General features: G+C 59.8%; 23 protein-coding genes. 12 read left to right on the top strand and 11 right to left on the bottom strand.

The window, feature by feature from the left end:
* Positions 1-13: 13 nt before the first annotated feature.
* From recG to mutY, 4 genes are all read right to left on the bottom strand, one after another.
* Complete coding sequence (gene recG / locus D3Y59_RS15435; protein ID WP_119445859.1) at positions 14-2,110, bottom strand: ATP-dependent DNA helicase RecG; 2,097 nt, start codon at positions 2,108-2,110, stop codon at positions 14-16.
* An 84-nt stretch (positions 2,111-2,194) separates the two neighbouring features.
* Positions 2,195-2,782, bottom strand: a complete 588-nt coding sequence (gldD, locus tag D3Y59_RS15440) for a gliding motility lipoprotein GldD (protein ID WP_456237365.1) — start codon at positions 2,780-2,782, stop codon at positions 2,195-2,197.
* A 202-nt stretch (positions 2,783-2,984) separates the two neighbouring features.
* A complete protein-coding gene (locus tag D3Y59_RS15445; protein WP_119445861.1) occupies positions 2,985-3,425 on the bottom strand; it encodes a single-stranded DNA-binding protein in 441 nt (146 codons plus the stop codon).
* 89 nt (positions 3,426-3,514) lie between these two features.
* Entirely contained in the window at positions 3,515-4,615 is a 1,101-nt protein-coding gene (gene mutY / locus D3Y59_RS15450) for an A/G-specific adenine glycosylase (RefSeq protein WP_119445862.1), read from the bottom strand.
* A 146-nt stretch (positions 4,616-4,761) separates the two neighbouring features.
* On the opposite strand from mutY, the gene D3Y59_RS15455 reads away from it, so the two are divergent.
* From D3Y59_RS15455 to D3Y59_RS15465, 3 genes are all read left to right on the top strand, one after another.
* Entirely contained in the window at positions 4,762-5,103 is a 342-nt protein-coding gene (locus tag D3Y59_RS15455; protein WP_262696974.1) for an HU family DNA-binding protein, read from the top strand.
* Between the two features lie 96 nt (positions 5,104-5,199).
* A complete protein-coding gene (locus D3Y59_RS15460; protein ID WP_240410397.1) occupies positions 5,200-6,111 on the top strand; it encodes a tetratricopeptide repeat protein in 912 nt (303 codons plus the stop codon).
* Between the two features lie 356 nt (positions 6,112-6,467).
* On the top strand, positions 6,468-8,075 hold the full coding sequence (locus tag D3Y59_RS15465) for an Rne/Rng family ribonuclease (protein WP_119445863.1): 1,608 nt from the start codon (positions 6,468-6,470) through the stop codon (positions 8,073-8,075).
* A gap of 166 nt (positions 8,076-8,241) precedes the next feature.
* On the opposite strand, the gene D3Y59_RS15470 is transcribed toward D3Y59_RS15465, so the two are convergent.
* Positions 8,242-8,931 (bottom strand): porin family protein, encoded by a 690-nt coding sequence (locus tag D3Y59_RS15470; protein ID WP_119445864.1) that lies wholly within the window; start codon positions 8,929-8,931, stop codon positions 8,242-8,244.
* Between the two features lie 107 nt (positions 8,932-9,038).
* Here D3Y59_RS15470 and gldB point away from each other — a divergent pair, with 107 nt between their 5' ends.
* Together gldB and D3Y59_RS15480 are read left to right on the top strand one after the other, a co-directional pair.
* Positions 9,039-10,064: a gliding motility lipoprotein GldB gene (gene gldB, locus D3Y59_RS15475; RefSeq protein WP_456237366.1), complete on the top strand. Its 1,026-nt coding sequence runs from the start codon at positions 9,039-9,041 to the stop codon at positions 10,062-10,064.
* A 145-nt stretch (positions 10,065-10,209) separates the two neighbouring features.
* A complete protein-coding gene (locus D3Y59_RS15480; protein ID WP_119445866.1) occupies positions 10,210-11,409 on the top strand; it encodes a glycosyltransferase family 4 protein in 1,200 nt (399 codons plus the stop codon).
* On the opposite strand, the gene nth is transcribed toward D3Y59_RS15480, so the two are convergent.
* The 5 genes from nth to D3Y59_RS15505 all read right to left on the bottom strand — a co-directional run bounded on the left by nth (position 11,406) and on the right by D3Y59_RS15505 (position 14,179).
* Positions 11,406-12,080 carry an endonuclease III gene (nth, locus tag D3Y59_RS15485; protein WP_119445867.1) on the bottom strand — a complete coding sequence of 225 codons (675 nt, stop codon included), beginning with the start codon at positions 12,078-12,080 and terminating at the stop codon, positions 11,406-11,408. The genes D3Y59_RS15480 and nth overlap by 4 nt on opposite strands.
* Before the next feature lie 22 nt (positions 12,081-12,102).
* Positions 12,103-12,294 carry a hypothetical protein gene (locus D3Y59_RS15490; RefSeq protein WP_240410398.1) on the bottom strand — a complete coding sequence of 64 codons (192 nt, stop codon included), beginning with the start codon at positions 12,292-12,294 and terminating at the stop codon, positions 12,103-12,105.
* Positions 12,272-12,907 (bottom strand): RNA polymerase sigma factor, encoded by a 636-nt coding sequence (locus D3Y59_RS15495; protein ID WP_119445869.1) that lies wholly within the window; start codon positions 12,905-12,907, stop codon positions 12,272-12,274. The genes D3Y59_RS15490 and D3Y59_RS15495 overlap by 23 nt, the downstream gene beginning before the upstream one ends.
* 227 nt (positions 12,908-13,134) lie before the next feature.
* Positions 13,135-13,671, bottom strand: coding sequence for a DUF6799 domain-containing protein (locus D3Y59_RS15500; protein WP_119445870.1), 537 nt, complete (start codon positions 13,669-13,671; stop codon positions 13,135-13,137).
* A 58-nt stretch (positions 13,672-13,729) separates the two neighbouring features.
* Positions 13,730-14,179 carry a hypothetical protein gene (locus D3Y59_RS15505; RefSeq protein WP_119445871.1) on the bottom strand — a complete coding sequence of 150 codons (450 nt, stop codon included), beginning with the start codon at positions 14,177-14,179 and terminating at the stop codon, positions 13,730-13,732.
* Positions 14,180-14,513: 334 nt separating this feature from the next.
* Here D3Y59_RS15505 and D3Y59_RS15510 point away from each other — a divergent pair, with 334 nt between their 5' ends.
* From D3Y59_RS15510 to D3Y59_RS15540, 7 genes are all read left to right on the top strand, one after another.
* Positions 14,514-15,809 (top strand): MFS transporter, encoded by a 1,296-nt coding sequence (locus D3Y59_RS15510; protein ID WP_119445872.1) that lies wholly within the window; start codon positions 14,514-14,516, stop codon positions 15,807-15,809.
* Between the two features lie 325 nt (positions 15,810-16,134).
* Positions 16,135-16,725, top strand: a complete 591-nt coding sequence (locus D3Y59_RS15515; protein WP_162910829.1) for an RNA polymerase sigma-70 factor — start codon at positions 16,135-16,137, stop codon at positions 16,723-16,725.
* 97 nt (positions 16,726-16,822) lie between these two features.
* Positions 16,823-17,557, top strand: coding sequence for a head GIN domain-containing protein (locus tag D3Y59_RS15520; protein ID WP_119445874.1), 735 nt, complete (start codon positions 16,823-16,825; stop codon positions 17,555-17,557).
* Between the two features lie 149 nt (positions 17,558-17,706).
* Positions 17,707-20,082 carry a TonB-dependent receptor gene (locus D3Y59_RS15525; protein ID WP_119445875.1) on the top strand — a complete coding sequence of 792 codons (2,376 nt, stop codon included), beginning with the start codon at positions 17,707-17,709 and terminating at the stop codon, positions 20,080-20,082.
* Positions 20,083-20,103: 21 nt separating this feature from the next.
* The gene (locus tag D3Y59_RS15530; RefSeq protein WP_119445876.1) at positions 20,104-20,934 is read left to right on the top strand and encodes a DUF4249 domain-containing protein; all 831 of its coding nucleotides are present in this window, start codon (positions 20,104-20,106) and stop codon (positions 20,932-20,934) included.
* A gap of 81 nt (positions 20,935-21,015) precedes the next feature.
* Complete coding sequence (locus tag D3Y59_RS15535; protein WP_119445877.1) at positions 21,016-22,089, top strand: FecR family protein; 1,074 nt, start codon at positions 21,016-21,018, stop codon at positions 22,087-22,089.
* 42 nt (positions 22,090-22,131) lie between these two features.
* On the top strand, positions 22,132-24,075 hold the full coding sequence (locus D3Y59_RS15540; protein WP_162910830.1) for a DUF4974 domain-containing protein: 1,944 nt from the start codon (positions 22,132-22,134) through the stop codon (positions 24,073-24,075).
* A 67-nt stretch (positions 24,076-24,142) separates the two neighbouring features.
* Here D3Y59_RS15540 and D3Y59_RS15545 read toward each other — a convergent pair whose 3' ends face one another.
* A complete protein-coding gene (locus D3Y59_RS15545) occupies positions 24,143-25,651 on the bottom strand; it encodes an alpha/beta fold hydrolase (protein ID WP_162910831.1) in 1,509 nt (502 codons plus the stop codon).
* Positions 25,652-25,750 lie beyond the last annotated feature (99 nt).

Here is a 25,750-nt window from a genome sequence, read left to right on the forward strand (position 1 = left end):
GCGGCGGCTTACTTTAGCTGATGCGGCTCCAGTTTACCGCCGTTGCCGGCAACGACTCGATGTGTCGGCGAATGTTCTGGTTTTCGGCTTTGGCTAGGTTGGGGTCGTCGTTGAGCAGTTCTTGTGCTGCCGCCCGCGATTCCGTCAGGATTTTCCCATCCTTAGCCAGGTCGGCCACTAGCAAATCGAGCACGCCGCTTTGTTGCGTGCCCATTAGGTCGCCGGGGCCGCGCAGCTTCAGGTCAATGTCGGCAATTTCGAAGCCGTTGTTCGTGCGCACCATGGTTTCGAGGCGCGTGCGCGAATCTTTGCTGAGCTTGTAGCCCGACATCAGAATGCAATAGCTCTGATCGGCACCCCGGCCCACGCGGCCGCGCAGCTGGTGCAGCTGCGAAAGCCCGAACCGCTCGGCCGATTCAATCACCATTACCGAAGCGTTGGGCACGTTTACGCCTACCTCGATAACAGTGGTAGCCACCATAATCTGGGTTTCGTTGCGCAGGAAGCGCTGCATTTCGTAGTCCTTGTCGGCGGCGCTCATGCGGCCGTGCACAATGCTCACCTTGTACTCCGGAAAAGCGCGGGTAATGCTTTCGTAGCCGTCAGTCAGGTCTTTGTACTCGGCCATGGTTTCGCTTTCCTCAATCAGCGGGTACACCACGTAGCACTGCCGACCCAGGCGAATTTGCTGGCGCATAAATTCGAACACCTTCAGGCGGTTCGAGTCGAAGCGGTGCACCGTAACGATGGGCTTGCGGCCGGCGGGCAGCTCGTCGATTACCGACACGTCCAGGTCGCCGTAGAGCGTCATGGCGAGCGTGCGAGGTATGGGAGTGGCCGTCATCACGAGCACGTGCGGAATTACGTGCGGGTTTTTCTGCCACAGCTTGGAGCGCTGCGCCACGCCAAAGCGGTGCTGCTCGTCCATAATCGTCAGCCCTAGGTTGCGGAACTGCACCACGTCTTCGAGCAGGGCGTGGGTGCCCACCAGCATGTGCAGCTCGCCCGAGCGCAACTGTTCGTGCAATACGCGCCGCTCCGAGGTGCGGGTGCTGCCTGTAAGCTTGCCAATCTTGATGCCGAGCATGTCGGCAAACTTCTTCAGGCCCTCGTAGTGCTGGTCGGCCAGGATTTCGGTAGGCGCCATCATGCACGACTGCGCACCGTTGTCGGCGGCAATCAGCATCGAGATAAACGCCACGATGGTTTTGCCCGAGCCCACGTCGCCCTGCAGTAGGCGGTTCATCTGCTTGCCGGCCGTGAAATCCTTGTAGATATCGTGAATTACCCGCTTCTGCGCCATCGTCAGATCGAAGGGCAGCACGTTCTTGTAGAAGTGCGTAAGCGTGGGCACCTTATCGAAGATTTGCCCGGCCAGCTCCACCTTTCGCTCGGTTTTCTGGCGCAGCAGCTTCAGCTGAATGTAAAACAGCTCCTCAAACTTCAGCCGGAAGCGGGCAGCCTGCAGCAAATCGGCACTTTGCGGAAAGTGAATTTGCTGCATGGCCTCGGCCTTGGGCATCAACGCGTAGCGCTGAATAAGCTCGCCCGAAAGCGTTTCGTGGAAGTGCGGCGCGGCCAGCTTCAGCAGCTGCGCCATCAGCTTGCCTATGCCCTTGGTATCGAGGTTGAAGTTGCGGAGCTTATCGGTGCTGGAGTACACCGGTTGCAAAAACGAGGCCCCGGGCTTCACTTCCGACACTTCCTCGAGCTCGGGGTGGGCTATCTGCGGCTTGCCATTGAACAACGTCGGCTTGCCGAAGACAATGTATTCCTGGTGGTTTTTCAGCCACTTCTCAAACCACTTCACGCCCTTAAACCACACCAGCTCTACCTCGCCGCTTGCATCTTGCGCTTTGGCCACGAGGCGCTGCTTGCGGCCTTCGCCCAGTAGCTCCTTGGTGCGCACGGTAGCCTTCACCTGCACCATGGGCAGGTCGTCGTGCAGGTCGCACACGTTGTAGAACTGCGTGCGGTCGAGGTAGCGGAAAGGGTAATGCTGCACCAAGTCGCCGTACGTGAACAAGTTCAGCTCTTTGGCCAGCACGTCGGCCCGCCGCGTATCCATACCGCGGAGCAGGGCAATTTTGGTGTTGAAGAAATTACTCATTGAGTCAATTATCAATGATGAGTGAACAATGAGCAATGGGTGGTCGTGATCCGAACCCATTGCTCATTGTTCACTCATCATTGTTCATTGATAATGCAGCGTATTGACGAGGTGTACGATGTCCTCTTTCACGTAGTCGATAACCGGGGCCAGCGAGTCGTTGGCTACGGCCGTGCGGAAATACAGCGCCCCCCGGAAGAAATGCTTGGTGGAGTCGGTGGTGTAGAACTGAAATTGGCTGGGCACTTCGCCACTTAACTCGAACACCGTCACTTGCTTGCCGTCGGGCGTTTTCAGCACGTTTTCCTCAATGGCCGAGGCTTTGATCTGGTGCTTGCCCGTGAGCTTGCGCGCATCCTCCAGCATCTTGTTAAAGAGCTTGGGGTTGTTCTGGATGTTGGTGTAGGTAATCTGTACGTTGGCGCGCAACGTGGGGTAGTTCACGTTGATCCAGTGCGGCTGAGCCAGGTACGATGAATCGCGCAAAATGCGGGCATGCTTCGAATACTCAAACCGGTACGGATGGCCAGCCGGCAGCTGCTGGTAAGCATGCGGCGGCAAATCGATGCGGTTGTAGCCTTTGGGCTTGGGCGTGTAATCGGGGGCAGTGTTGCAGCCCGAAAGCAGCAAACCGACAATTAGCAGCGCGCAGGAGGAGCGGAGCACAGGCAGCAGGAGAGAAGGTGACAAACCAAAATTACGCGAAGTAGTGCGGAGTACGCCCTAGGTACCCAGCCGCTAGTCGATACCAAGACGCTAGTCGATACCAAGAGCTAAACTTACCTAAGGCAACGACCCGGCCAAGCACATGCATCAACGCAAACCGCCCCAGCCAACGCATGACTGGGGCGGCTTATGCCAATGAACAGTGAGCTTAGAACGGCAGTTCGTTGAGCTCTGGCTCTTGGCGGAAGGTGTTTGGCTCGGCCGCATTGCTAGCTGAACCAGTGGCTTGATTACTCGGCTGCTCGTTGTGGCCGCGGCCGCCGCTGCCCAGCATCGTGATTTCGTCGGCCACAATTTCCGTTACGTAGCGGGTTTGCTGGTCTTTGTCTTGGTACTGGCGGGTGCGGATCTTGCCCTCCACGTACACCTGCTGGCCTTTTTTGATGTACTTCTCTACGGTTTCGGCCAGGCCACGCCAAGCCACCACGTTGTGCCACTCGGTGCGCTCCACGCGGTTGCCTTGTTTGTCCTTGTAGAACTCGTTGGTAGCCAAGCGGAACTGTGCTACCGTGCTGCCGCCCTCAAGGTGGCGCACTTCGGGGTCGGTACCTAGGTGGCCGATCAGGATAACTTTGTTTACGCTCGACATAATCTTCTGTTTGTCTTGTTGAAACGAGCAATCAACCGGTGCTAATTGCACTACAATATCTAAAATTATTAGCTAAAGAGCAAATGGCTTTAGTTGCGAAGAATGCCCTTTTTGTTCAGGTAATTGGAGATAATTACCGGCTTTGGCAATTCGTCCATTTGCTCGGCTGCATAGGCCTCTAGGCCAGTCTGCTTAAGCACGTCATCAGCAAGCGGCGCGTCCAACCAAAGTTCATGGAAACAGGCCTCCACCTTCTGGTGGCTAAGCGCGTGCCGCAATGCCGCTGCCGGCTCGCTCACGCGGTTGGTGGCAACCTGCGCACCTAGGGCTTCGAGTTCAGTTACAAGGGCCTGAGGGGGCAAGGCCGCCTCGGGCGTTTCGGTCAGGTAAAAATCGTAAAGGCTGTGCCAAATATCCTTGCCCGTACGTTTGCGCAGGTACACTTGCCCGCCGTAGCGCAGCACTAAGTAGTGGAAATAGCGCGTGCGGCCAGCTTTGGCTTTGCTCTTGACGGGTAATTGCTGCACCATGCCGTGCTGAAAAGCAAAGCACTGCTCGCGCACCGGGCAAAACAAGCAGTCGGGGTTGGTAGGCGTGCACTGAATGGCGCCGAACTCCATAATGGCCTGGTTGTAGTCGGCGGGCTCCTCCACCGAAATCAGCTGATCGGCCAAGTGCTGAAACTCTTTGCGCGCCGATGGCTGGGCAATGTCGGTGGTGAGGCCAAACACCCGCGCCAGTACGCGGTACACGTTGCCATCGAGCACCGCCACCCGTTCGCCAAACGCAAACGAAGCAATGGCGGCTGCCGTGTAGGGGCCTATTCCGCGCAACTTTACCAACCCGGCGTAGCTACCCGGAAACTGGCCGGCGTACTCGTTTACTACTTGCTGGGCCGTAATGCGCATGTTGCGAGCCCGGGAGTAGTACCCCAGGCCTTGCCATAGCCGCAACACCTCCTGCTCCGGCGCAGCGGCAAGGTCGTGCACGGTGGGGTAGGCCGCCAAAAAACGCTCGTAATAAGGCAGGCCCTGCTGCACGCGGGTTTGCTGTAAGATTATCTCCGACAGCCAGATAGCATACGGGTCTTGGGTATGGCGCCAAGGTAAGTCGCGGCGGTGCCGCGGGTACCAGTCCAATAATGCCTCGGCAAAAAACGGATGAGCTTGATGCGGCGAAGTGTTGATCAACGTGTTGATTATTAATATATTGCCATCAATAGCCTGTATTCACGGTATTTGGCAATTGCATTTGTAAAACCAAAAAACGGGACTACCTTTGTGGCCCGAAATGCCTACCGGGCAAGGGCTTACGGGTTTTTAACAGCTTTTTGCCTATTCTTTTTTTCACTTTTCAGGTTCCTAATACAGTGACCAAAGCAGAAGTAATTGCCGAGATTGCCGAGAAGACCGGCATTGAGAAAACCGACGTGTCTGCAACCGTTGAGGCTTTCTTCAAAGTGGTGAAGGATTCGATGGCCAACGGCAACAACATCTACGTGCGTGGCTTCGGTAGCTTCGTAAACAAGAAGCGGGCCCGGAAAGTAGCCCGTAACATTTCGAAAAATACCTCGATCATCATCGACGAGCACTTCATCCCGAGCTTCAAACCGTCGAAGACCTTCATCAGCAAAATCAAAAACAGCAAGAAGGTAAAAGAGCAGCCGGTACAGGCCTAAGGCTTAAAACCGCTCGGTTCTTTGTAAACTTGCCGGCGCCGCCGAGCTGGTCTGCCCCGAAAGCAGCAGCCCGGCGGCCGCCTTTTTCTTCTGCTTATGGCTACTGGCCGCTCTTCTTTTTCGCCCCAACTGCTCATTCTCATCCTGGCTGCCGCGGTGGTAGCAGGGTTGTTTTTGCTGCCCAAAGGTGTGGTGAAACCCAAGGAAGGCAAAGGCGAAGCCGCCCGCGATGCTGCGGCCACCAGCGCCCCCAATGGCGGTGGCCCCAACACCAACGGCTCCAAAACCGAAGCTTCCTCGGGGCCCGTGCCGGCCAGCCAGGGCGTTACGGCGCAGCAGCAGCCGCACACCATGGCCTCGGCCGAGCAACGCAAGGGCCTGAACACCCTTGTGGCTCGTTACCGGACGGCGCAGGGCGCTGCCAAGCTCACGGTAGCCACCGATCTGGCCAAGCAGTACCAATCGGTACAACGCTTCGACAGTGCTGGTTACTACTACGAGCAGGTAGCCCAAGCCAAGCCCGGTGAGCAAGCCTGGAAGCGCGCCGCAGATCAGTACTTCGAAGCCTACAGCTTTGCGGCTACCGAGGAGCGCGCCAAAATGCTAGGCGGCAAAGCCCGCGAGCTGTACGAGAAGGTGCTGAAGCAGAACCCCCAGAACCTTGATGCCAAAACGAACCTAGGGATGGCGCTGATGGCCAGCGAAAACCCCGTGCAGGGCATCATGATGCTGCGCGAGGTGCTGGCCGCCGACCCCAAGAACGAAAAGGCGCTTTACAACCTAGGAATTCTGGCATTGCAAAGCAACCAGCCTGATAAGGCAGTGGAGCGGTTTGAGGAATTGGCGAAGGTAAATCCCAAGAACGTGAACGGATTGTTCTACTTGGGCGTATCCTTGGCACAATCCGGCAAAAAGGAACAAGCCCGGCAGACTTTCCAAAAGGTCAAAAGCCTCAGCAACGACCCCGGGCTGCTGACCTCGGTAAACGAAGAACTCCAGAAACTATAGCGCAAGCTATTTTCGAAATCAACCACTTAACCTTAAACCATAAATCTCATGCCCTGCGGTAAAAAGAGAAAGCGTCACAAAATCGCCACCCACAAGCGGAAGAAGCGCCTGCGCAAAAACCGTCATAAGAAGAAGTAAGCCCGCGGGGGTTTGCTGGGCGCCCGCACGGCCGTAGGCCGGCACCGCGCCCTATGTTTCACCCCGCCGACTCCCGGGCGTGGCTTTGTGGTTACGTTCTCCCCGTGGAACTAGATAAGGGGGAAGCTGGTGCTCGTGCGCTGGCTTCCCTTCTTGGCTTATGCACGGGGCAGCGCTACCGCAAGCCCTCCCGGACAGCCGGCTAACCCCGAACTCCATTGAGTAACGAGTTAATCATTAATTCGACTCAGGAAGGCGAGCGGATTGCCCTGCTTCAGGACAAGCGGCTGATCGAGTATCACTTCGACCGCAACGACACCAACTACGCGGTAGGCGACATCTTTCTGGGCACCGTCAAGAAAGTAATGCCCGGCCTGAACGCCGCGTTTATTGATATCGGGTACCAGAAGGACGCCTTTCTGCATTACGGCGACCTAGGCGAGCAGTTCCAGACGCTGGCCAAGTGGACGCGCCTGGTGCACTCCGGCAAAGCGCCGGTAGCGCACCTCAAGGGCTTCCCGCGCGATGCCGCCCTCGAAAAGGTCGGCAAGATGGCCGACGTGGTAAAGAAGGGCCAGCAAATGCTGGTACAAATCGTAAAGGAGCCGATTTCCACGAAGGGTCCGCGCCTTTCCTCCGACTTATCCATGGCCGGGCGCTACCTCGTGCTCATGCCTTTCTCCGACACCATTTCGGTGTCGAAGAAGATTGTAAGCCGGGCCGAGCGCGAGCGGCTTAAGCGCCTGATTGCCTCCATTAAGCCCGATGGCTTCGGCGTGATTATTCGCACCGTAGCCGAAGGCCGCGACGTGGCCGAGCTCGACCGCGACATGACCAACATGGTGGCCATGTGGGAGCAGCTCTACCAAAACCTGCGCAACGCCAAGCCCAACGATAAGGTGCTGGGCGAGTTGGGCCGTACGTCGTCGATGCTGCGCGATATGCTCAGCGACTCGTTCGACGCCATCCACGTTGACTCGCAGGAGCTATTCGACGAGTTGCGCACTTACCTGCAGCAGATTGCTCCCGATAAAGTAGACTTGCTGAAGCTGTACTCGGGCAAGACGAAGATTTTTGAGCAATTCGAGATTGAAAAACAGCTCAAAACCCTCTTCGGCAAAACCGTTACGGTGCCCGGCGGTGGTTACCTCGTTATCGAGCACACCGAGGCGCTGCACGTTATCGACGTAAACTCGGGCAACAAAAGCAACCAGCAGAGCGACCAGGAAGCCACCGCGTTGATGGTGAACCTGGCGGCTGCCAAGGAAGTGGCCCGCCAGCTGCGTTTGCGCGATATGGGCGGCATCGTCGTGGTCGACTTCATCGACATGCGCTCTGGCGACAGCCGCAAGAAGGTAGAAGACACGGTGCAGCAAATCATGGCGCGCGACCGGGCCAAATTCACCATTCTGCCCATCACCAAGTTTGGCCTGCTGCAGATTACGCGGCAACGCGTGCGCCCCGAGCAGAACATTATTACTACCGAGGTGTGCCCCACCTGCGGCGGCACCGGCAAGATTACCGCCTCCATTTTGGTTACCGACGAAATCGACCTAAGCATCGATGAGTTGTTGGTGAACCAGAACCACGCCGGCCTCACTTTGTACGTGCACCCCTTCTTGCACGCTTACTATACCAAAGGGTTGGTAAGCAAGCAAATGAAGTGGTACCTGAAGTACTACAAATGGGTGAAGGTGGTGAAGGATACCAGCCTTGGCCTCACCGACTACCGCATTCAGGACGAACGCGGCGAGGACATTGAGCTGCACAGCCGCGCGGCCGAGCTGAACAGCCTGCAAGACCGCGACGACGAAACGGATGATTAGTAGTTGGTATTGAGTACTTAGTAGTAAGTGCCACAACATCAATTAACTCGGGCAATGCCCCGCCCGAAACGCCGACGCCCCCACCGTTCTGTACCTGGAACGGTGGGGGCGTCGGCGTTTCGGGCGGGTTAGTAGCGAACTACATTTGTTCAGTGCTAGCTACCAACTAAAACTTCAGCCCTAGGTCGAGCGCAACTTCGTTGTTCTTGAAGGTGATGTCCTTGAGCTTGCGGGTGTTGTCGAAGTACCGCTCGATGTTGAACAAACCGCGGTGGTACGATACGCCGGCGAATACCTTGGTGCTTTGGCCCACCTGGTACTCCACACCTAGGCCGCCCAATAAGGCCGCATCGGGCACGATGAAGTGGCTCGAAGCTTTGGTTTCGTTGCCGGTGGAGGGGTCGGTGTAGAACTTGTTGCCGTTGATGCGCGAAGCCACCCGCGCGTTGGCCGTGCCGCCCACTTGGAAGTAAAGTTTGGTATCGGTGGTGATTTCGTTCGTAAACAGCTTCAGCGTAACCGGAATCTCGAGGTACTGCAGGCCGATCTTTTGCTTCTGGGTAGAGAGGCTGTTGTCGGTGGGCGAGTTTTCGGTGAGGTAGCGTACGTTGCCGCCTTTAAAGGTGAGGTTCAGGCCGGTGCTGAAGGCGTAATTCTCGCCGAAAAAGTAATCGACAACCACGCCGCCGCCGATGCCGGCGCGGCTGCCGTCGCTCTGAAAGTTGCGCTCGGTGGGCGAGCTAACGCGCAGGCTTGTAATGGAGGGAGAGACTTTCAGCCCGATTTCTATCTGGGCCGACGCATTGGTGGCTACGCCGCCCAAGAGCAGGGCCAGCGCCAACATCGTTTTTTTCATATGAAAGGACACGCTTAACAGCCGCAACGCGTTGCTACAGCCAACCGGGCACGCGGGCCCGGCGTTTTATCTAATTTCGCCTTAAATATAAAGTTCCCCTGCTACCCATCATGCCCTTTCCGCGTTTGCGCCTTTGGCTGAGCACCCCGGTGCTGGCCGCCACGCTGCTGTTGTCGGTTGCTTGCAACCGAGGTGAAAAGTGTGAGATGTCGCCGGAGGTTGCCCGCGTGGCAGCGCCGGTGCAGCTTGAGCGGCTGGAAACCCAGTTTTTCAAGATCCGAACCCCGGCCGACGCTCAACAGTTTCTGAACCGAAACCCGCTTTTTGCGCGCCACTTTTTGCAGCGCCGGCAGTACCCATCGGATGCCATTTTGCAGCAGGCGTTGGTGCGGCTGGCTACCAACCCCGGGTTGCAAAAGCTCGGGCAGCAAGCCGATACCACCTTCCGCAACACCGAGCAGTGGCAGGGCGATTTGCAGCGCATGTTTCAGCACGTGCGCTACTATTTTCCTGACTTTAAGGTACCGCAGGCCAAAACCTTTGTGAGCGGCCTCAGCCAGGATGTGTTTGCCAATGACAGCCTGCTGGTTATCAGCACCGACTTCTTCGTGGGGCCCAAGGCCGTGTACCGGCCCAACGTGCCCAATTACATCCTGCGCCGCTACCGCACCGAGTACGTGTTGCCCACCGTGGCCCTGGCAGTTTCGAGCAAGTACAACAAGAAGGAGCTAACGAGCAACACCATGCTCGGCGAGATGATACAGGGCGGCAAGGCACTCTACTTCGCCGAAAGGGTGCTGCCTTGCACCGACGACTCTTTGCTAGTGGGTTTTCCCGGCAAAGATTTGCAGAACGTGCACTTCAACGAGGCCAGAATCTGGGGGCATTTTCTGGAGAAGAACCTGCTCTACAACACCTCGCCTTTCCAGATTCAGAAGTACGTGGGCGAGCGGCCCAACGTACCCGAAATCGACAAAACCTGCCCCGGCCGTATTGGCCTGTGGCTAGGCTGGCAAATTGTGCGCAAGTACATGGCCGAGCACCCCAACGTAACGCTGGCTCAGCTCATGGCCATGAAAGATCCGCAGCGCATCCTCACCGAGTCGCGCTACCGGCCTAGGCCCAAGGATTAGTGAAGACGGAAGAATGAGAAAAAAGCGGGCGTATCCGGTTGGACAACTACCTTGTGGTTGGTGAAGATGGAAGAATAAGGAGTGCAGAACGGCCAGCAAGCCCGATTTGCTCCTCATTCTTCCTTTTTCATTCTTCATTAAACCTATGCACATCGCCGTTTTCAGCCAATACCACACCAACCCCGATTGCCCAGCTACCAGTCGGCACTACTCGTTGCTGGCGCACATTGCCCGGCGGCACCGCGTTACGCTCATCACCACCAACACGTGGGAGCCGCAGCGCCTAACGCACGAGTACCCGTGGTTGCCCGAGGGGGTGGAGATGCTGGCGGCCGACATACCGTACCACAACCGCATGGGCGTGGCGGCGCGCGGCTGGGCCTTTGTGCGGTACATGGCCCATGCGTGGCGGCAAGGCCGGCGCATACCTAGGCCCGATGTGATTTGGGGAATATCTACACCGCTCTCAGCGGCTTGGGTAGCTGGCAAAGTAGCGCAGCAGCGCCGCGTGCCGTGGGTGTTTGAGGTGCAGGATTTGTGGCCGACGTTCCCTATTGAAATGGGAGCGGTGCGGAACCGTTTGGCCCAACGCCAGCTGTACGCCGCCGAGCGCGGCCTCTACGAGCAGGCGCGGCACATCATCACCCTCTCGCCGGGTATGACGGATTATGTGCGGCACCTAGGGATAGGGGAGGAGAAGGTGAGCACCATCCTGAACGGCACCGACCTCGACCAAGCCGCCCAAGCTACGCCCAACGTGGCAGCAAACTTGCGCCGGCAGTACAGCCTGGAAGGCCGCCCCGTGGTGCTGTACGCCGGTACGTTCGGGCGGGCCAACGATATACCCACACTGGTGCAAGCCGCTGAAGCGCTGCACCAAATGCAGCCCGATGCGGTGTGGTTGTTTATGGGCCACGGCTATTACGAGCCGCTGATACGCGAGGCGGCCGCGCGCTGCGCAGCCATTCGGCTGGTGCCGCCGCAGCCTAGGCACCAAGTGTTTGCGTGGCTAGCCGCCGCCGATGTGTCGGTGGTTTCCTTCATCAACTTGCCGGTGCTCGATACCAACTCCCCGGCCAAGTTCTACGACAGCCTTGCGGTTGGTACACCCGTGGTGGTAACTAATCCGGGCTGGACCAAACAATTTGTGGAAGAGCACCGCTGCGGTTGGTACGTGCCCGCCGAGCAACCTAGGGCCTTGGCCGAGCATTTGCACCGCGCCCTAGGTGCTAAAGCCGAACTTAGCGCGGCCGGGCAGCGCGGGCAAGAGGTAGCCCGATTGTTATTCGACCGCCAGCAGCTAGCCGCGCAGGTTCAGCAGATACTCGAGCGAGCGGCTGGCTAAACTGGAGCTACAATCGGCTCCAGCGTGGGCTGCACCTTATCGGCGAAGTACTTGCAGAAATCGGTAAGCGGGCACTGCAGGCACTTGGGGTTGCGCGCCACGCAGACGTAGCGGCCGTGCAAAATCAGCCAATGATGGGCTTTCGGAATTAGCTCCTGGGGGGTGTATTTCACCAAGCCCTTCTCCACGGCCAGCGGCGTAGTGGCCGTACGCGGCACCAAGCCCAGGCGGTGCGCCACCCGAAACACGTGCGTATCAACCGCCATGGCGGGTTGGTTGTAGATAACCGACACAATCACGTTGGCCGTTTTGCGGCCCACGCCGGGCAGCAGCTGCAGGTCCTCGAGCCGGTCGGGCACTTCGCCGCCAAACTTCTCCACCAGCATCTTGCCCAGGCCGGCCAAGTGTTTGGCTTTGTTGTTGGGGTACGATACGCTGCGGATAAACGGAAACACCTCCTCGGCCGAGGCAGCAGCGAGGTGCTGCGGCGTCGGGAAGTGTTCGAACAGAGCGGGCGTAATCAGGTTCACGCGCTTGTCGGTGCATTGCGCGCTGAGCACCACGGCCACCAGCAGCTCGTAAGGGCTGCGGTAGTGCAGCTCGGTTTCGGGCTCCGGAAAGTGGGTGGTGAAATAGGCCAGAAAACGGCGAAACCGCTCGGCCCGGGGCATAGAAGCGCTGGGCACAGGCGGTTTAGCTCGAGCGCATGAAGGTGCGCGAATACTGCAAAATGTTATCGACGGCGCGGTCCGAGGGCCCGTGTTGCAGGGCATCGAGCAGGCGCTGGGCCTGGAGCAGGTCGGCGCAACGCGCGGCCAAGTCGGCGTCGTGCAGCAGGGCTTGCTCTATACTTTGGGTCTCCTTAGCCGGCAATTCGTTGTACACATACCGGAGCAGGGTCTCGTGGGTAAAGGTTTTGATCATAGAAGACGGGTTGCGCGGCCATTTTCTTCCGCAGGTTGATGAGCGCGTAGCGCATACGACCTAGCGCCGTATTGATGCTCACCCCCGTTGCATCGGCAATCTCCTGAAAGCTCATGTCGCCGTAATGACGCATAATGAGCACTTCCTTCTGCGCGGCCGGCAGCTCTTGTATTAACTCCCGAAGATGGCTATAGGTTTCCTCGCGGGTCATGGAGGCGTCTACACCTTCTTCGGCCAACGACAACGAGTTGAACGCGTGGCCGGTGGCATCGAGGTTTAGCTGCGGGTTGCGCTTCTGGCGACGGAAAAAGTCGATGGCCAGGTTGTGGGCAATGCGGCAGATCCACGACGAAAACTTCCCCTCTTCATTGTACCGACCGCTCTTCATCGTGTGCACCGCTTTGATGAACGCATCCTGCACCAGGTCTTCGGCAATCACGGGGTCTTTCACGATCAGCATGATCGTGGTGAAGACGCGGCGCTTGTGCCTGTCCAAGAGCAGGGCGAAGGCTTCTTCCTTGCCGGCAATGTAGAGCGAAATCAACGCGGAATCGCTCGGCTGCATAGTTTCCATAAAGGCTACGGTTAGGGGAACGTAGAGCTTTAGGCCATATTGTGCAGGTTGCCGTGAAAGTTAAGTTGAAGAGCCTGTAGAAAGCGTACTGATCAAATGTAGAGTTCTGCAAGCTGCTTTGCAACGCGTATTGTGGCGGGCCCCCAAATAATTTTTTTGTTCCGAAGCTCAACCATAAAAAAAGCCCGCTGAAACAGCGGGCTTTGGGGGCTGCAAAAACCGTGCAGTTACCTTTTCAGCTGGGCATCGAGGGTGCGCAGCTGCTGGTCGTAGCGAGTGCCGTTGGGCACGGCGGCGGCACCTAGGGCGGTGCGCTCGGCAAGCTTATCGGTGGCTTGCTGCAACAGGGCTACGCGCCGCTCAAGTTGCTTGAGCTGCTGGGCTGTGGCGGCCGAAACCGGAGTGCCGGGCACGCTCACGCGGGTTTCGCCGGTGCTGCCGGTTACCTGCACGCTTTGCCGCTCAATGGCCTGGGGCGTGCGCATATCGTCGCGGAAGTTCACCACCACGCCCTGCATGTTCACGGCTTGGCCCTCGGGCAGTTGCTGGCGGGTGCCGTCTTTGCGTACCAGCAAGCCCGATGGGTTAATCACGGAGCCGTCGGAAAGGGCGAGTGGCGCTTGTAGGCGCGTGGCTTTGCCCGCTTTCAGGCGCATTACCACGCCGTTGCGGCGGTAGGCGCCGTCTTTCAGGGCGGTGGCAGTTTGTGCTACCGATACCAACGTGGCGCAGCACAGCAAGAACAACAAAACGAAACGTTTCATGAGGCAAAGGGGCACGCCGCGAAAAGTGCAAGCGGGCGCGCACGCTCCTCTACGGGCCCTAGGTGCCGGTTGTTGTAGGTGTTGATTGGGCGTGCGGTAGGTTTAGCTGGCGGTTGTGCGCAAGCCACTGCATGGCCGATGGTTCGTCGGTGAACACCTGCACGCGGCAGCGGTCGTCGGCCGGCGGGGCGTTGCTGACAACGCTGGGCAGTTCGCTCTCGTGCGCCGGCGAAATCAGGTAAGCCAAGTACACATGTCCGCTAAGGGTAGCCACCAACCGCGGCAAAAACGCCTCCATAACCCAGCGGGTGGCTGCAGTGCTTACCATGCCGCGGCGGCGCATATCGAGCAGCCAGTAACGCGCGCGCCGCGGGGCTGCCAGCGCCAACGAGGCCTCGTAGCCCTGGCGTACTTCGGCGTCATCTACCTGGCGCAGCCAGCGGCTGAAGAGCAAGCCTAGGTCGTCGCGAAACGACAGATCGACAATATCCTGGAGGGCAGCGCTCATGATCAGCAAAGGAAAAGAAACCACAGCGCGGCAAAGCAGCGCAACACAAGCACGAGGAGCACGGCCGAGCACGCTACGCTGCCCGAGCAACAAGGCCAAACACGGTAAGCAGAAGGAGGCACCCGATCGGGACCAGGCCCAGGCGGGGCTGGCAAACAAGGCAACAATAGGTGCGGGCTACGGCGCAGGTGGCGCCGAAACAGCAGGCGGCAAGCTGAGAGGTGCAGCGCAGGGCGTTGTACACAACGATACAAAAATTAGCGGCCTTATCCAAATCGGTGGCGCAAGCAAGTGCCGGACTACCTTTGCGCGCTTTCCCCGTTAGAGGCTTCTTATGAGTACTGCCGACTTGGCCGCGCCCCAGCGGCCCCACGACCCCTACGCTGCGCTGCGCATTCCGGAGTTTCGCCGGCTTATCTCGGCGCGGGTGTGCCTGGTGCTGGCCACGCAAATGCAGGCCGTGGTGGTAGGCTGGCAGATGTATCAGCTAACCAAGGACCCGCTGGCCCTGGGGTTGATTGGCTTGGCCGAGGCCATTCCCAGCATCACGGTGTCGTTGTACGCCGGGCACGTAGCCGACTCGGTGCGGCGCAAAAACATCATCGTGTCGGCCGTAACGGTGTTTATGCTGTGCTCCTTGGCCTTGTACCTGTTCACGCGGCCCGCGGGCGCGTGGGTGCTCGAGGAGTACAAAACAGTGCCCCTCTACGCGGTCATCTTCGTGAGCGGCCTGGCCCGGGGCTTTTTGGGGCCGGCCTTGTTTTCGTTTATGCCGCAGCTGCTGCCCAACCGCCAATTGCTGCCCAACGCCATTACCTGGAACAGCTCGACGTGGCAGTTCTCGGCCGTGATGGGGCCTGCCATCGGCGGTTTGCTGTACGCGCACCTAGGGATATCGGCAGCCTACGGCATCGATTTGCTGCTGACGATTTTGGCCTTGTTGCTGTTTAGCAGCATTGCCGGGCGGCCGCTGCCGCCGCGCGAGGGCGAGCAGCTAAGCCTGAAGGAAAGCATTTTGTCGGGCGTGCGCTTTATCTTCCAAAACCAGATTGTGCTGGCCGCCTTGTCGCTTGATTTGTTTGCGGTGCTGTTTGGCGGGGCCGTGGCCTTGCTGCCCATCTTCGCCGACGACATCCTGAAGATTGGCGCCGACGGCCTAGGTTACTTGCGCGCCGCGCCGGCCGTGGGCTCGGTGCTGATGGCCGTAACGCTCACGTATTTTCCGCTGCACCGCCACATGGGCCGCAAGCTGTTGTGGGCGGTGGCCGGCTTTGGCTTGGCTACCGTGGGCTTTGCCCTGTCCACCAACTTTTGGCTGTCGTTGTTCCTGCTGTTTCTTACCGGCGTGTTCGATTCGGTGTCGGTTATCGTGCGCTCCACGCTTATCCACACCTTCACGCCCGAGTACATGAAAGGCCGCGTAGCCGCCGTCAACAACATTTTCATCGGCTCGTCCAACGAAATCGGCGCCTTCGAATCGGGGGCGGTAGCCAGGCTGATGGGCGTAGTGCCCTCGGTGGTGTTTGGGGGCATGATGACGCTGGTGGTAGTGGGCTTTACGGCTTTGCTGGCCCCGCGCCTGCGGCGCCTGCAAAACGTGAAGGAGGCAGCACCGGCTACCACTACCTAGGGCCGGGCTGCCGGCCGAACACCCGTGTCCGCAACCGGACATATTTGCGGCCTTTGTTCAGCTAGCGTTGTTTCTGAACAACCACATTATCATGCGATTCCGCGAATGGCATTGATTTGGTAATTCGTACGGCTATTCACTTGGGCCCTGTACGATAATGGACAGTTACGCTTCTTTTGCTTCGGTTGCTGTATCGCTGGCTCTGCTTCGGGTAGTCGCTTGGGCGGAAAAGACAATTGAGCCTTCAATAAAGCATAGCGCAAAACATATCTTACGTAGTTTTGTGCCGCGCCCGCCGAGCGGCCCGCGTGCTACCCGCGAGGATATGGCTGCCAATACGCCCGAAATTGATACCGTTGACGCCCTCGAAGCCCGCTTAGCGGAGCTACAGCGCACCAACGGCGAGGCGTTTCTGCAGGAGTTGTTTCGGGCATTTTACCGCCCGCTCGGCAACGTGGTGTACCGGGTAGTGCAAGATCGTGCCGTGGCCGAAGACCTGCTGCAAGATGTGTTCATGCGCATCTGGAACAACCGCGAGTCGCTTGTCATCAGCAGCACTTATAAAGCCTACCTCTACCGCGCTGCTATGAACGCGGCCCTGCGCCACGTGGAGCAGCAAAAGCGCCAGGTAAGCTGGGACGATGCCAACCTGGCCGAAACCGGCCGCGACACCACCGCCGAGCACCTTGAGGGCCAAGAGGCTGAACAATTAGTAGCCACCGCCCTCGAGGCTTTGCCGCCGCAGTGCCGCGCCGTGTTTCTGATGAGCCGGCAAGAAGGCATGAGCTATCAGCAGATTGCCGAAGCCTTGGAAGTAGCCCCCAAAACCGTGGAAAATCAAATGGGAAAGGCTTTGCGCATCATGCGCGACAAGCTCAGTGGCTTTTTTTCGGGCCTGAATTCGTGGCTGTTATAGCGTGGTTGGAAATTTTTTTAGGGGTGGCGTAGGGGTAAGGCCTGGGTTGTGGCTCTTACTACTGAAAACCCTGATAAACCAACCTCTCTCAACCGCTATGAAAACCAACTGGCTCATCGCTCCTCTTTTCTCGGTACTGCTACTCTCTGCCGGCTGCTCGCACGAAGGCGAAGCTTTCGGCCCGCGTGTACGGGGCACCGGCCCTACCGTTACGGAAACCCGCTCGTTCAACAGCTTCAGCCGTGTGGAGCTCAAGATTGATGCGGAAGTAATTCTCACGCAGGGCAGCCGGCAGGAAGTACGCCTCGAAGGGCAGCGCAACATCCTCGATGTGCTCGAAACCGAAATCAACGGCGATGAGCTGCAGATTGAGTACGGCCATGTGCAAGTGCGCAGCCACGAACCCATCAAGGTCTACATCACGGTGCCTTCGCTGTCGGAGGTGCAGGTATCGGGTTCGGGCAAAGTGCGCAGCACCTCGCCGTGGTCGGCCAACTCCTTCCAAGTAGAGGTGTCGGGCTCGGGCGAAGCCACCCTGGACCTCGACCAAGTACAAAGCCTGCGCACCCGCATTTCGGGCTCGGGGGAGGCCCGCCTCAGCGGCGAGGCAGCTAGCCACACCGTCAACATCAGCGGCTCGGGCCAGGTAAGCGCCTACGAGCTGGCTACGCAGGATGCCTACGCATCCATCAGCGGCTCGGGCAAAGCTTACGTGCAGGCTGCCCGCACGCTCAATGCCGAAATCAGCGGCAGCGGCACCATTTACTACCGCGGCAACCCCACCGTTACCACGCGCATTTCGGGTTCGGGCAAAGTACTCAGCGGTAACTAACCCCAAGAACAAACACCAGGGCGCAGCCTAACGCTGCCGTAATCCTGCTTCGCTCCGAACACGCGCTTCTCTCCCTTCTCTCAACTACCGCAACTGCTCCGGCCGGCCTCTGCTGGTTGGCCGGGGTAGCTGCCGCTCCGAAAACAAACATGAAATCATCAATCCACTGGGGGCTGGCCGCCGGGCTGCTACTGACGGCCGCCCCCTCCTGGAGCCAAACCTTGCCCGAAGCCACCCAGCGCGCAACCCTAAGCGGCTACCTCCGCGACGGCGCCACCGGCGAGGCCTTGGTGGGCGCCAGCGTGTTCGTGAAAGCGCTGGGCCTAGGTGCCAACACCGACGAAAACGGCTACTACCAGCTGCAACTGCCCAAAGGCCCGCACACGGTTACCTACCTGGTTATGGGCTACGAGCCGCAGGAGGTGAAAATCAACCTAGGGGCCGATGCCACGAGCTCGGTAAAGCTATCGGCCACGCGGGTGCAAACGCAGGAGGTGGTGGTGCAGGGCCAACGCGCTGAGGACAACGTGCGCAAGCCCGAAATGAGCGTGAACAAGCTCGACATGAAAACCGTGAAGCTGATGCCCGCGCTCCTGGGTGAGGTAGACGTGGTGCGCAGCATTCAGCTGCTGCCCGGCGTAACCACGGTGGGCGAGGGCGCTTCGGGCTTCAACGTGCGCGGCGGCGGCGTCGATCAGAACTTGATTTTGATGGACGAGATGCCCGTGTACAACGTTTCGCACTTGTTTGGTTTGTTCTCGGCCTTCAACCCCGATGCTGTGCAGGACATGAAGCTGTACAAGGGCGGCATTCCGGCGCAGTACGGCGGGCGTTTGTCGTCGTTGCTTGATGTGCGCCTGCGCGACGGGCACACGGCCGAGCGCGCCAGCGTGAACGGCGGCATTGGTTTGATTTCGAGCCGTTTGGCCGTGGAAGCGCCGCTGATTAAGGACCGCACCTCGGTGGTGCTGGCCGGCCGCCGCTCCTACGGCGACTTGTTCCTGAAGCTGGTGCCCGACCAAAAGGACAACCAGGCGTATTTCTACGACCTGAGCGTGAAGGTGAACCACAAGTTCAGCGCCCGCGACCAGCTGCAGCTAACCGGCTACCGCGGCCGCGACGTGTTCAACTTCAGCAACGTGTTCAAGAACAACTGGGGCAACACCGGCGGCACCGCCCGCTGGACGCACCAGTTCTCGCCCCGCCTGTTCGGCAACTTTACCGGCGTGGCCGCGCAATACGACTACGCCCTAGGTGTGCCCAACGGCACGCAAGCCTTCGAGTGGACCTCGAGCGTGCGCAATTACACCGGCAAGGCCGATTTGAGCTTCCAGCTGAACGCGAACAACACCATCAGCGGCGGCGTGAGCGGTACGCGCTACCGGTTTAACCCTGCCACGGTAAAGCCGCTGAGCGCCGAGTCGATTTTTGTGGAGCTGAAGGTGGACGAGCAGAAAGCCGGCGAGTACGCTGCCTACCTCGATAACGAGCAAACCCTTTCGCCGCGCCTGCAACTGCAGTACGGCTTGCGCCTATCGGTGTTCGATTTCCTGGGTACCGGCAAAACCATTTACGACTACCAGGGCGAGGAAGGCAAGCGCAAAGATCCGCTGAACCCGCGCACGCCCCGCAACGGCGAAGTGGTGAAACGCTACGCCAACCTGGAGCCCCGCGCCTCGCTGCGCTTCACGCTCGACGAGAACAGCTCGCTGAAAGCCAGCTACAACCGCACGGCGCAGTACATCCACCTGATATCGAACACCACGGCCGCCTCGCCCTTGGATGTGTGGAGCCCCAGCACCAACAATATCCGGCCCGAGCGCGCCAATCAGGTAGCCCTAGGTTACTTCCGCAACTTCCTGGACAATGGCTACGAGGCCTCGGTGGAAGTATTCGGCAAAACCATGGACAACCAGATCGACTACGTGAACGGGGCCAGCACTCTGCTCAACAAAGATCTGGAAGGCGAACTGCTTTACGGCGACGGCCGCGCCTACGGGGCCGAGTTCTTCGTGAAGAAAAACCAAGGCCCGATTACAGGCTGGGTAAGCTACACCTTGTCGCGCTCGGAGCGGCAGATTGATGGCATCAACCGCGGTGCGTGGTACGCCAACAAGTACGACAAGACGCACAACCTCTCGGTGGTGAGCATGTACCAAGTGGGCAAGCGCCTCACGGTGTCGGGCAACTTTGCTTACAGCACCGGCGTGGCCACCACCTTCCCCAACGCCCGCTTCAGCTACGAGGGCCTGGTGGTGCCGGTGGTAAGCGGCGATGCCCGCAACAACTACCGCGTACCCGCCTACCACCGCCTCGACCTAGGGGCCACGCTCAAGAACCCGCAGCACCCCAGCCGCCGCTGGCAGAGCGAATGGGTGTTTTCGGTGTACAACGTGTACGCACGCCGCAACGCCTACGGCATTTATTTCCGCCAAAACGAGGACGACCCGCGCAAAACCGAGGCCGTGCGCCTCTCGGTGTTCGGCTCGATGCTGCCTTCGGTGTCTTATAACTTCAACTTCTAACGGCTGCGGCCGCCTAGCAATATGCTCGCCCGTTTTTTCTCTCTTGCCGCTGTAGCCCTAACCCTAGGTACGCTGGCCAGCTGCACCGATGTGGTGCAAGTTGAGCTGCCCGAGCCGGAGTCGCAGTTGGCCGTGGAAGGCAACATTACCGACCAACCCGGCCCCTACGAAATTCGCCTGACGCGCACCGGGGCTTACTTCGACGACAAAACGCCTCTGGCCGTGCGCGGCGCCGAACTCACTATTTCGGATAGCCAGGGCGCTACCGAAACCCTGCGCGAAACGGCCCCCGGCGTGTACCAAACCAGCAGCCTGCGCGGCCGCATCGGCAACCAGTACACGCTTACCATTAAGGCCGATGGGCAGGAGTACCGCGCCGCTACCGAAATCAAGCGCGTGCCCCAAATCGACCGGTTCGAGCAGCAGCACAAGGTGGGCCAACCCGGCTGGCGCGATGGGTACTACGTGCTCTACAACGGCCCCGAGCTGCCCGGCGTGGGCGACTACTACCGCTTTAAGCTGTACCAGAACGACACGCTGCGCAACAACCCCGACGAACTGATTGTGCGCGACGATGCCTTGGTTGACGGCAAGTACATCGGCGACGTAGAAATGACCGACCGTCCCTTCCGCATCGGCGACCGGGTGCGGGTAGAGGTGCTCTCGTTGCCCAGGGACTACTATTTCTTCCTGACCGAAATGTTCACGCAAATCAACAACGTAGGCATGTTCTCGTCGCCGCCCGCCAACGTGCGCACCAACATCGTCAACGTCGATCCGAACGGGCCGAAAGCCGTGGGCTACTTTGCCGGTACGGCCGTACGCTCGGCTACGGTCACCATCACGCCATAGCAGTAGCGCGGGCTTTGCAGTCCGCGCTATAACGCGCTAATCGGCAAAAATTACCAACTTAATACCCGATTCTCCGCCACCATGCCCGACCTCTACCCCGATACGGAAGCCCCCTGGGAGCTACTCGCCAAACATTTGGCGGGCGAAGCCTCCGTGTCGGAGCAAGAGGAACTGCACCGCTGGCTAACGGCGCGCCCCAGCCGCCTGCGCGTGCTTACCGATGCCACCCGGGCGTGGGAGCGGGGCGGCACCACGGCCGAGGTTTTCAGCGAAGCCGATGTAGATAAAGCCTGGCAGCGCTTTAGCGCGGCCGCGGGCATAAAAGCCCTAGGTAAAAGTTCGGTAGCCCCGCCCTTGCCAACCCCCGAACCTAGGGTTGTGCCCATGTGGGGCAACAGCCAAACTTGGATGCGCGTTGCGGCGGCCGTGCTGCTGCTGGTAGGCGTTTGGGCTGTGGCCCGCACCTTCTTGCTTAGCCGCAACTCGGCCGAAACCGTAACGGTAGCCGCCGGCCCCGAGCGCAAGCTCAGCACCTTGCCCGATGGCAGCCGCGTGTGGGTAAACCGCAACTCCACGCTCAGCTACGCCGCCGATTTCAACGAAAACAGCCGCGTGGTGCAGCTGCAGGGCGAGGCTTTCTTTGAAATCAAAAAAGACCACGGCCGGCCCTTTACCGTGCTGGCCAACGACACCCGCACGCGCGTGCTGGGCACTTCCTTTAACGTGCGCGCCTACTCGGCCGAAGACTCGGTGGAGGTTTCGGTGGTAACGGGCCGCGTGGCGTTCAGCCCCGATCGGCAGCGCGTAACGGTGCAGGACTCGGTGGTGCTTACGCCGGGGCTGCGCGGTGTTATCAGGCGATCGGCCCCGGCCGTAGCCGTGCAAAAGCCCATCGTCGACCCCAATTTCCGGGCTTGGCAACAAGATGAGCTGGTGTTCGACAACCAGAGCCTCGGCCAGGTGGCCGAAACCCTTACCCGCTACTACGGCACACCCGTGGAGCTAAGCAAGCCCGAACTGGCCCGTTGCCGCTTTACGGGCAACTTCAAACAGGCCCAATTGCCGCAAGTGCTGCGCGTCGTCAGCCTGTCGGCTAACCTGTCGGTTTCGCAAACCGCCGACGGCTATACCCTTGACGGACCGGGCTGCCAGTAGCCCTATCTCATCCTCCAACAGACTTCCAGATCCATGTCTGCTATGCGAAACCGCATATGCCTGGCGGCTGCCATGCTGTGCGCCTTGGCTACCGAGCCCGCCATGGCCCAAGCCCGAAGCGGCTCGGTGCTCGAGCGCAAAGTTACGGTTACGTTCAACGAAGCGCCGCTCGAATCGGTGCTGCGCACCTTGCGCCGGCAGTACGGCGTGCGCATATCGTACAGCAACACGGCCCTGAACTTAAAGCAACCCGTAACGGTATCGGCCAACAACCAGCCGTTGCGTACGGTGCTGGGCGAAGTGCTGCGCGATAAGAACATTGGCTACGAACTGGTAGGCGACCAGCTGGTGCTGCACCCCGTCGCGCCCAGATCGGCTGCTGCCAAACCAACTTCGGCAACAGCGCCAGCTGCCACGACTACTACCGTCAGCAAAGCCGTAACCGAGCGCGCGCCCGATGAGGCAGCGCCTAGGTCGGAGCCGGGCAAAGCCGCCGATAGGCCTGGCGCCGCGCCGGCCGCCAAGCCAGCGCCCCCAGCCAAGGCCACACCCCCGAAGAAGGAGCCAGCCAAAACCGCCAAGGGCCAATCGACGGCCACCAAAGCCGGCAATGCAGGTGGTGGCAAAACGCCAACCAAGGCTGCTTCGCCGGCTAAGAACGCAACGGCAACACCCGCGCAAACGGCCTCCACTGTCAAGCCGAATAACCCAAGCCCTGCTGCTGGTGGCGCAGGAAGCCTCGACCCAGAAGTTGCCCCGGCCACAACACCCGAAACCACTAGTCCGCCAACGGCTGCTACGCCATCCGCAACCACTGAGGCTAAACCTATTGTGGCCAAACAGGATTCGGTTGCTGCGGCGGCGGCACCGGCTGCCGCTACAGAAAGCGAGGAGCCCGCACGCCCCACCTACAAGCAGCCGGCCCAAATTTCTTTCCTAGGTCCGTTGGGCTCCAATGGGCTTCGCAGCGGCCAAACGGTGAACAATTTGTCCATCAACGTGCTGGGTGGCTACTCGGCCGGGGTAGAAGGCTTTGAGGCGGCTGGCTTGTTCAACATCGACCGCGACACCGTGGACGGTGTGCAGGTAGCCGGCTTGACCAACATCGTGGGCAAGCACCTGGATGGCTTTCAGGGGGCAGGCCTGCTGAACGTGCTGGGCGGCGGTGGCCGTGGCTGGCAAGCCGCAGGCTTGCTTAACGTAGCCGCGCGGCCCGTAGCCGGTGCCCAAACGGCTGGCCTGTTCAACTACGTTGGCCCAACCAAGAAACTGCCCATCGTAGCCGATGCAGGAGCCCCGGCCACCGATGCAGCGCCTAGCCGCAAACCCACGGTGCAGGCGGCGGGCCTGTTCAACGTGGCCCTAGGTGAGGTACGCGGCGGCCAGGCGGCGGGGCTGCTGAACGTAGCTGGCACTGTGCACGGCGTGCAACTGGCTGGCCTCCTGAACGTGGCCGATTCGGTAGATGGCGTGAGCATTGCCCCAATAAATTTTGTGCGCCACGGCTACCACCGCGTGGAGGTAATCAACTCCGAAGTGTGGCCCGTAAGCGCCAACCTTAAGCTGGGCGGTTCGGCCGCGTTTTACACGTTCTTCACGGGTGCCTATGCGGGCTTCGGCAGCAAGCCGCGGCGTTGGGCCCTAGGGTACGGCCTGGGCTCGGAGGTATGGGCCCGGCGGCGCCTGAGCGTGGCGCTGGATGCCGTAGCCATGCACGTAAACGAAGAGCAACGCGGCTGGACGCGCGACCTAAACCTCGACAGCCAGCTGCGCCTGCTCCTGGGTGTCGCGCCTTTCAAAAAAGACGGGCACCTGCGCATCGTGTTCGGACCCACCGTGAGCGTGCTGGTAACGCAGCGCTACGATACCACCGAGCAGCGGGTGTATTCCAACCTCGCCGAAGGCCGCAAGCTGTGGCTCGACGAAGGCGATGCCGGCACGCGCGTGCTGGGTTGGGTGGGCTACGCTGCTGGCATTCGCTTTTAAAACCCTAGGTAGTCCACCCGCAAACGCTGTCCTGCGGGCTGGGGCCGGTGCATAAAAAAAGAGCCGCCTAATTGGCGGCTCTTTGCGTTGCGGTGCTGGCTTGGGCAGCTTTTGCTTTGCTGCGCAGGCCTAGTTTGGTTTTGGCCACTTGCGGCGAGGCAGGGCGCTCCACGGGTTTGGCGCTGTGTTTGGCAATCCAGCCGTGGATGAGCACCAACGCCCGGGGCGAGAAGGTGGGCTGAATGTCGCCGTTTACCAGCGGCCACTGCGAGCGGTCCGACTGGAACCAGTGGTTGACGCCCGTTAGCTTGTACACCTCCACTTTTTTGTTGCCTTTGGCGCGCAGGCCCTTTTGCAGCAGCGGCAGGTTGCGGTTGGCCGATACCATCAGGTCGGCGGTGCCGTTGAGGGCCAGTACCGGGCATTTCACACCCGAAAAGCGGGTTTTGGGGTCGAAATCGATGAAGAAGCGGTACCACGGCGAGGTTAGCTGCGTGGCGCGGGCCTGCACCATGGTAAAGTCGATGTCGGCGTTGCTCATGCGCAGCATGGCGGCCACTTTGGCGCGGGCTAAGTCGTTGTTGGGCGTTTCGCGGATGATGTTCAGCATGCGCTCGTGCAGCTGCAGCGCGGCGCTCACCTGGGCCGGCGTCGAGCCGATCAGGCGCATAATCTCGGTTTGCTGCCGGCGCAACAACTCCGACCCCGATTGCCCGCTGCCCGCCAACGACACCACAAAGCTGGGTGCCCCAATGGGCTGGGCCGCCGATAGCAGGGCAATGTTCGCGCCCTCGCCGTGACCAATCATGCCCACTTGCGTTTTGTTTACCTTGTAATGCGCCCGCAAAAAGCCCATGGCAGCCTGCGCGTCCGAAACCAGGTCGGCGGTGTTGGCTTGCTGGTAGCTGCCCGTCGATTTGCCCACGCCGCGGTCGTCGTAGCGCAGCACGGCTACGCCCCGGCGCGTGAGGTAGTCGGCCAGGATGTTGAACATGCGGTAGTTATCCACGGCCGCGTTGCGGTCTTGCGGGCCCGAGTCGGAAATTAGCACCACGCCCGGAAACGGCCCGCGGCCCTGCGGCATCGTGAGCGTGCCCACCAGGCGGAGCTTATCCACTTTGTTCGGAATCACCACTTCTTCTTCGCGGTAGGGCGCGGCGGGCTTAAAAGTGGCCGCGTTCAGCACCGAGCCCGCCGAGCGCTCGAGCACTAGGGGCGAGGTAAGGCCCGGCTGCGACCACGTGCCCTTCATGCTTTTGCCATCGGCGGCAAGCTTGCCCGTAAATCGGCTGCCGGCCTCCTCGATGCGCATGGTTACGTCGGCACCTTTGACGGCTACCTTCACGGGCATGCGGGTAATCTTCTGCTTGGGCACGTCGAGGGTGGCGTAGAGTGTGCCGTTGCTTAGCGGAATGATGGTTATTACCAACTCCGAGGTGCCACCGGTCCCCTTTAGCTCGCCGCGCCATTGGCCACCTAGGGGCGAGTCGGCGGGGTTGTATTTAGCGGCTGTGCCAAGCAAGGGCAGCAGCAGCAAAAACCACAAAAACGGCTGAAGGCGTAAAAAATTCCTCATAAAGTTCAATAAAGTACTTGGCAGAGCGGGGCTAAGCACGCTTTATTCTGGGAGAATACCAAAATTAAGTATTCTTGGCGAAGCCCCATACGTAAGAAT

Origin of the sequence: Hymenobacter oligotrophus (assembly GCF_003574965.1) — a bacterium.
Classification (GTDB): Bacteria; Bacteroidota; Bacteroidia; order Cytophagales; family Hymenobacteraceae; genus Solirubrum; species Solirubrum oligotrophum.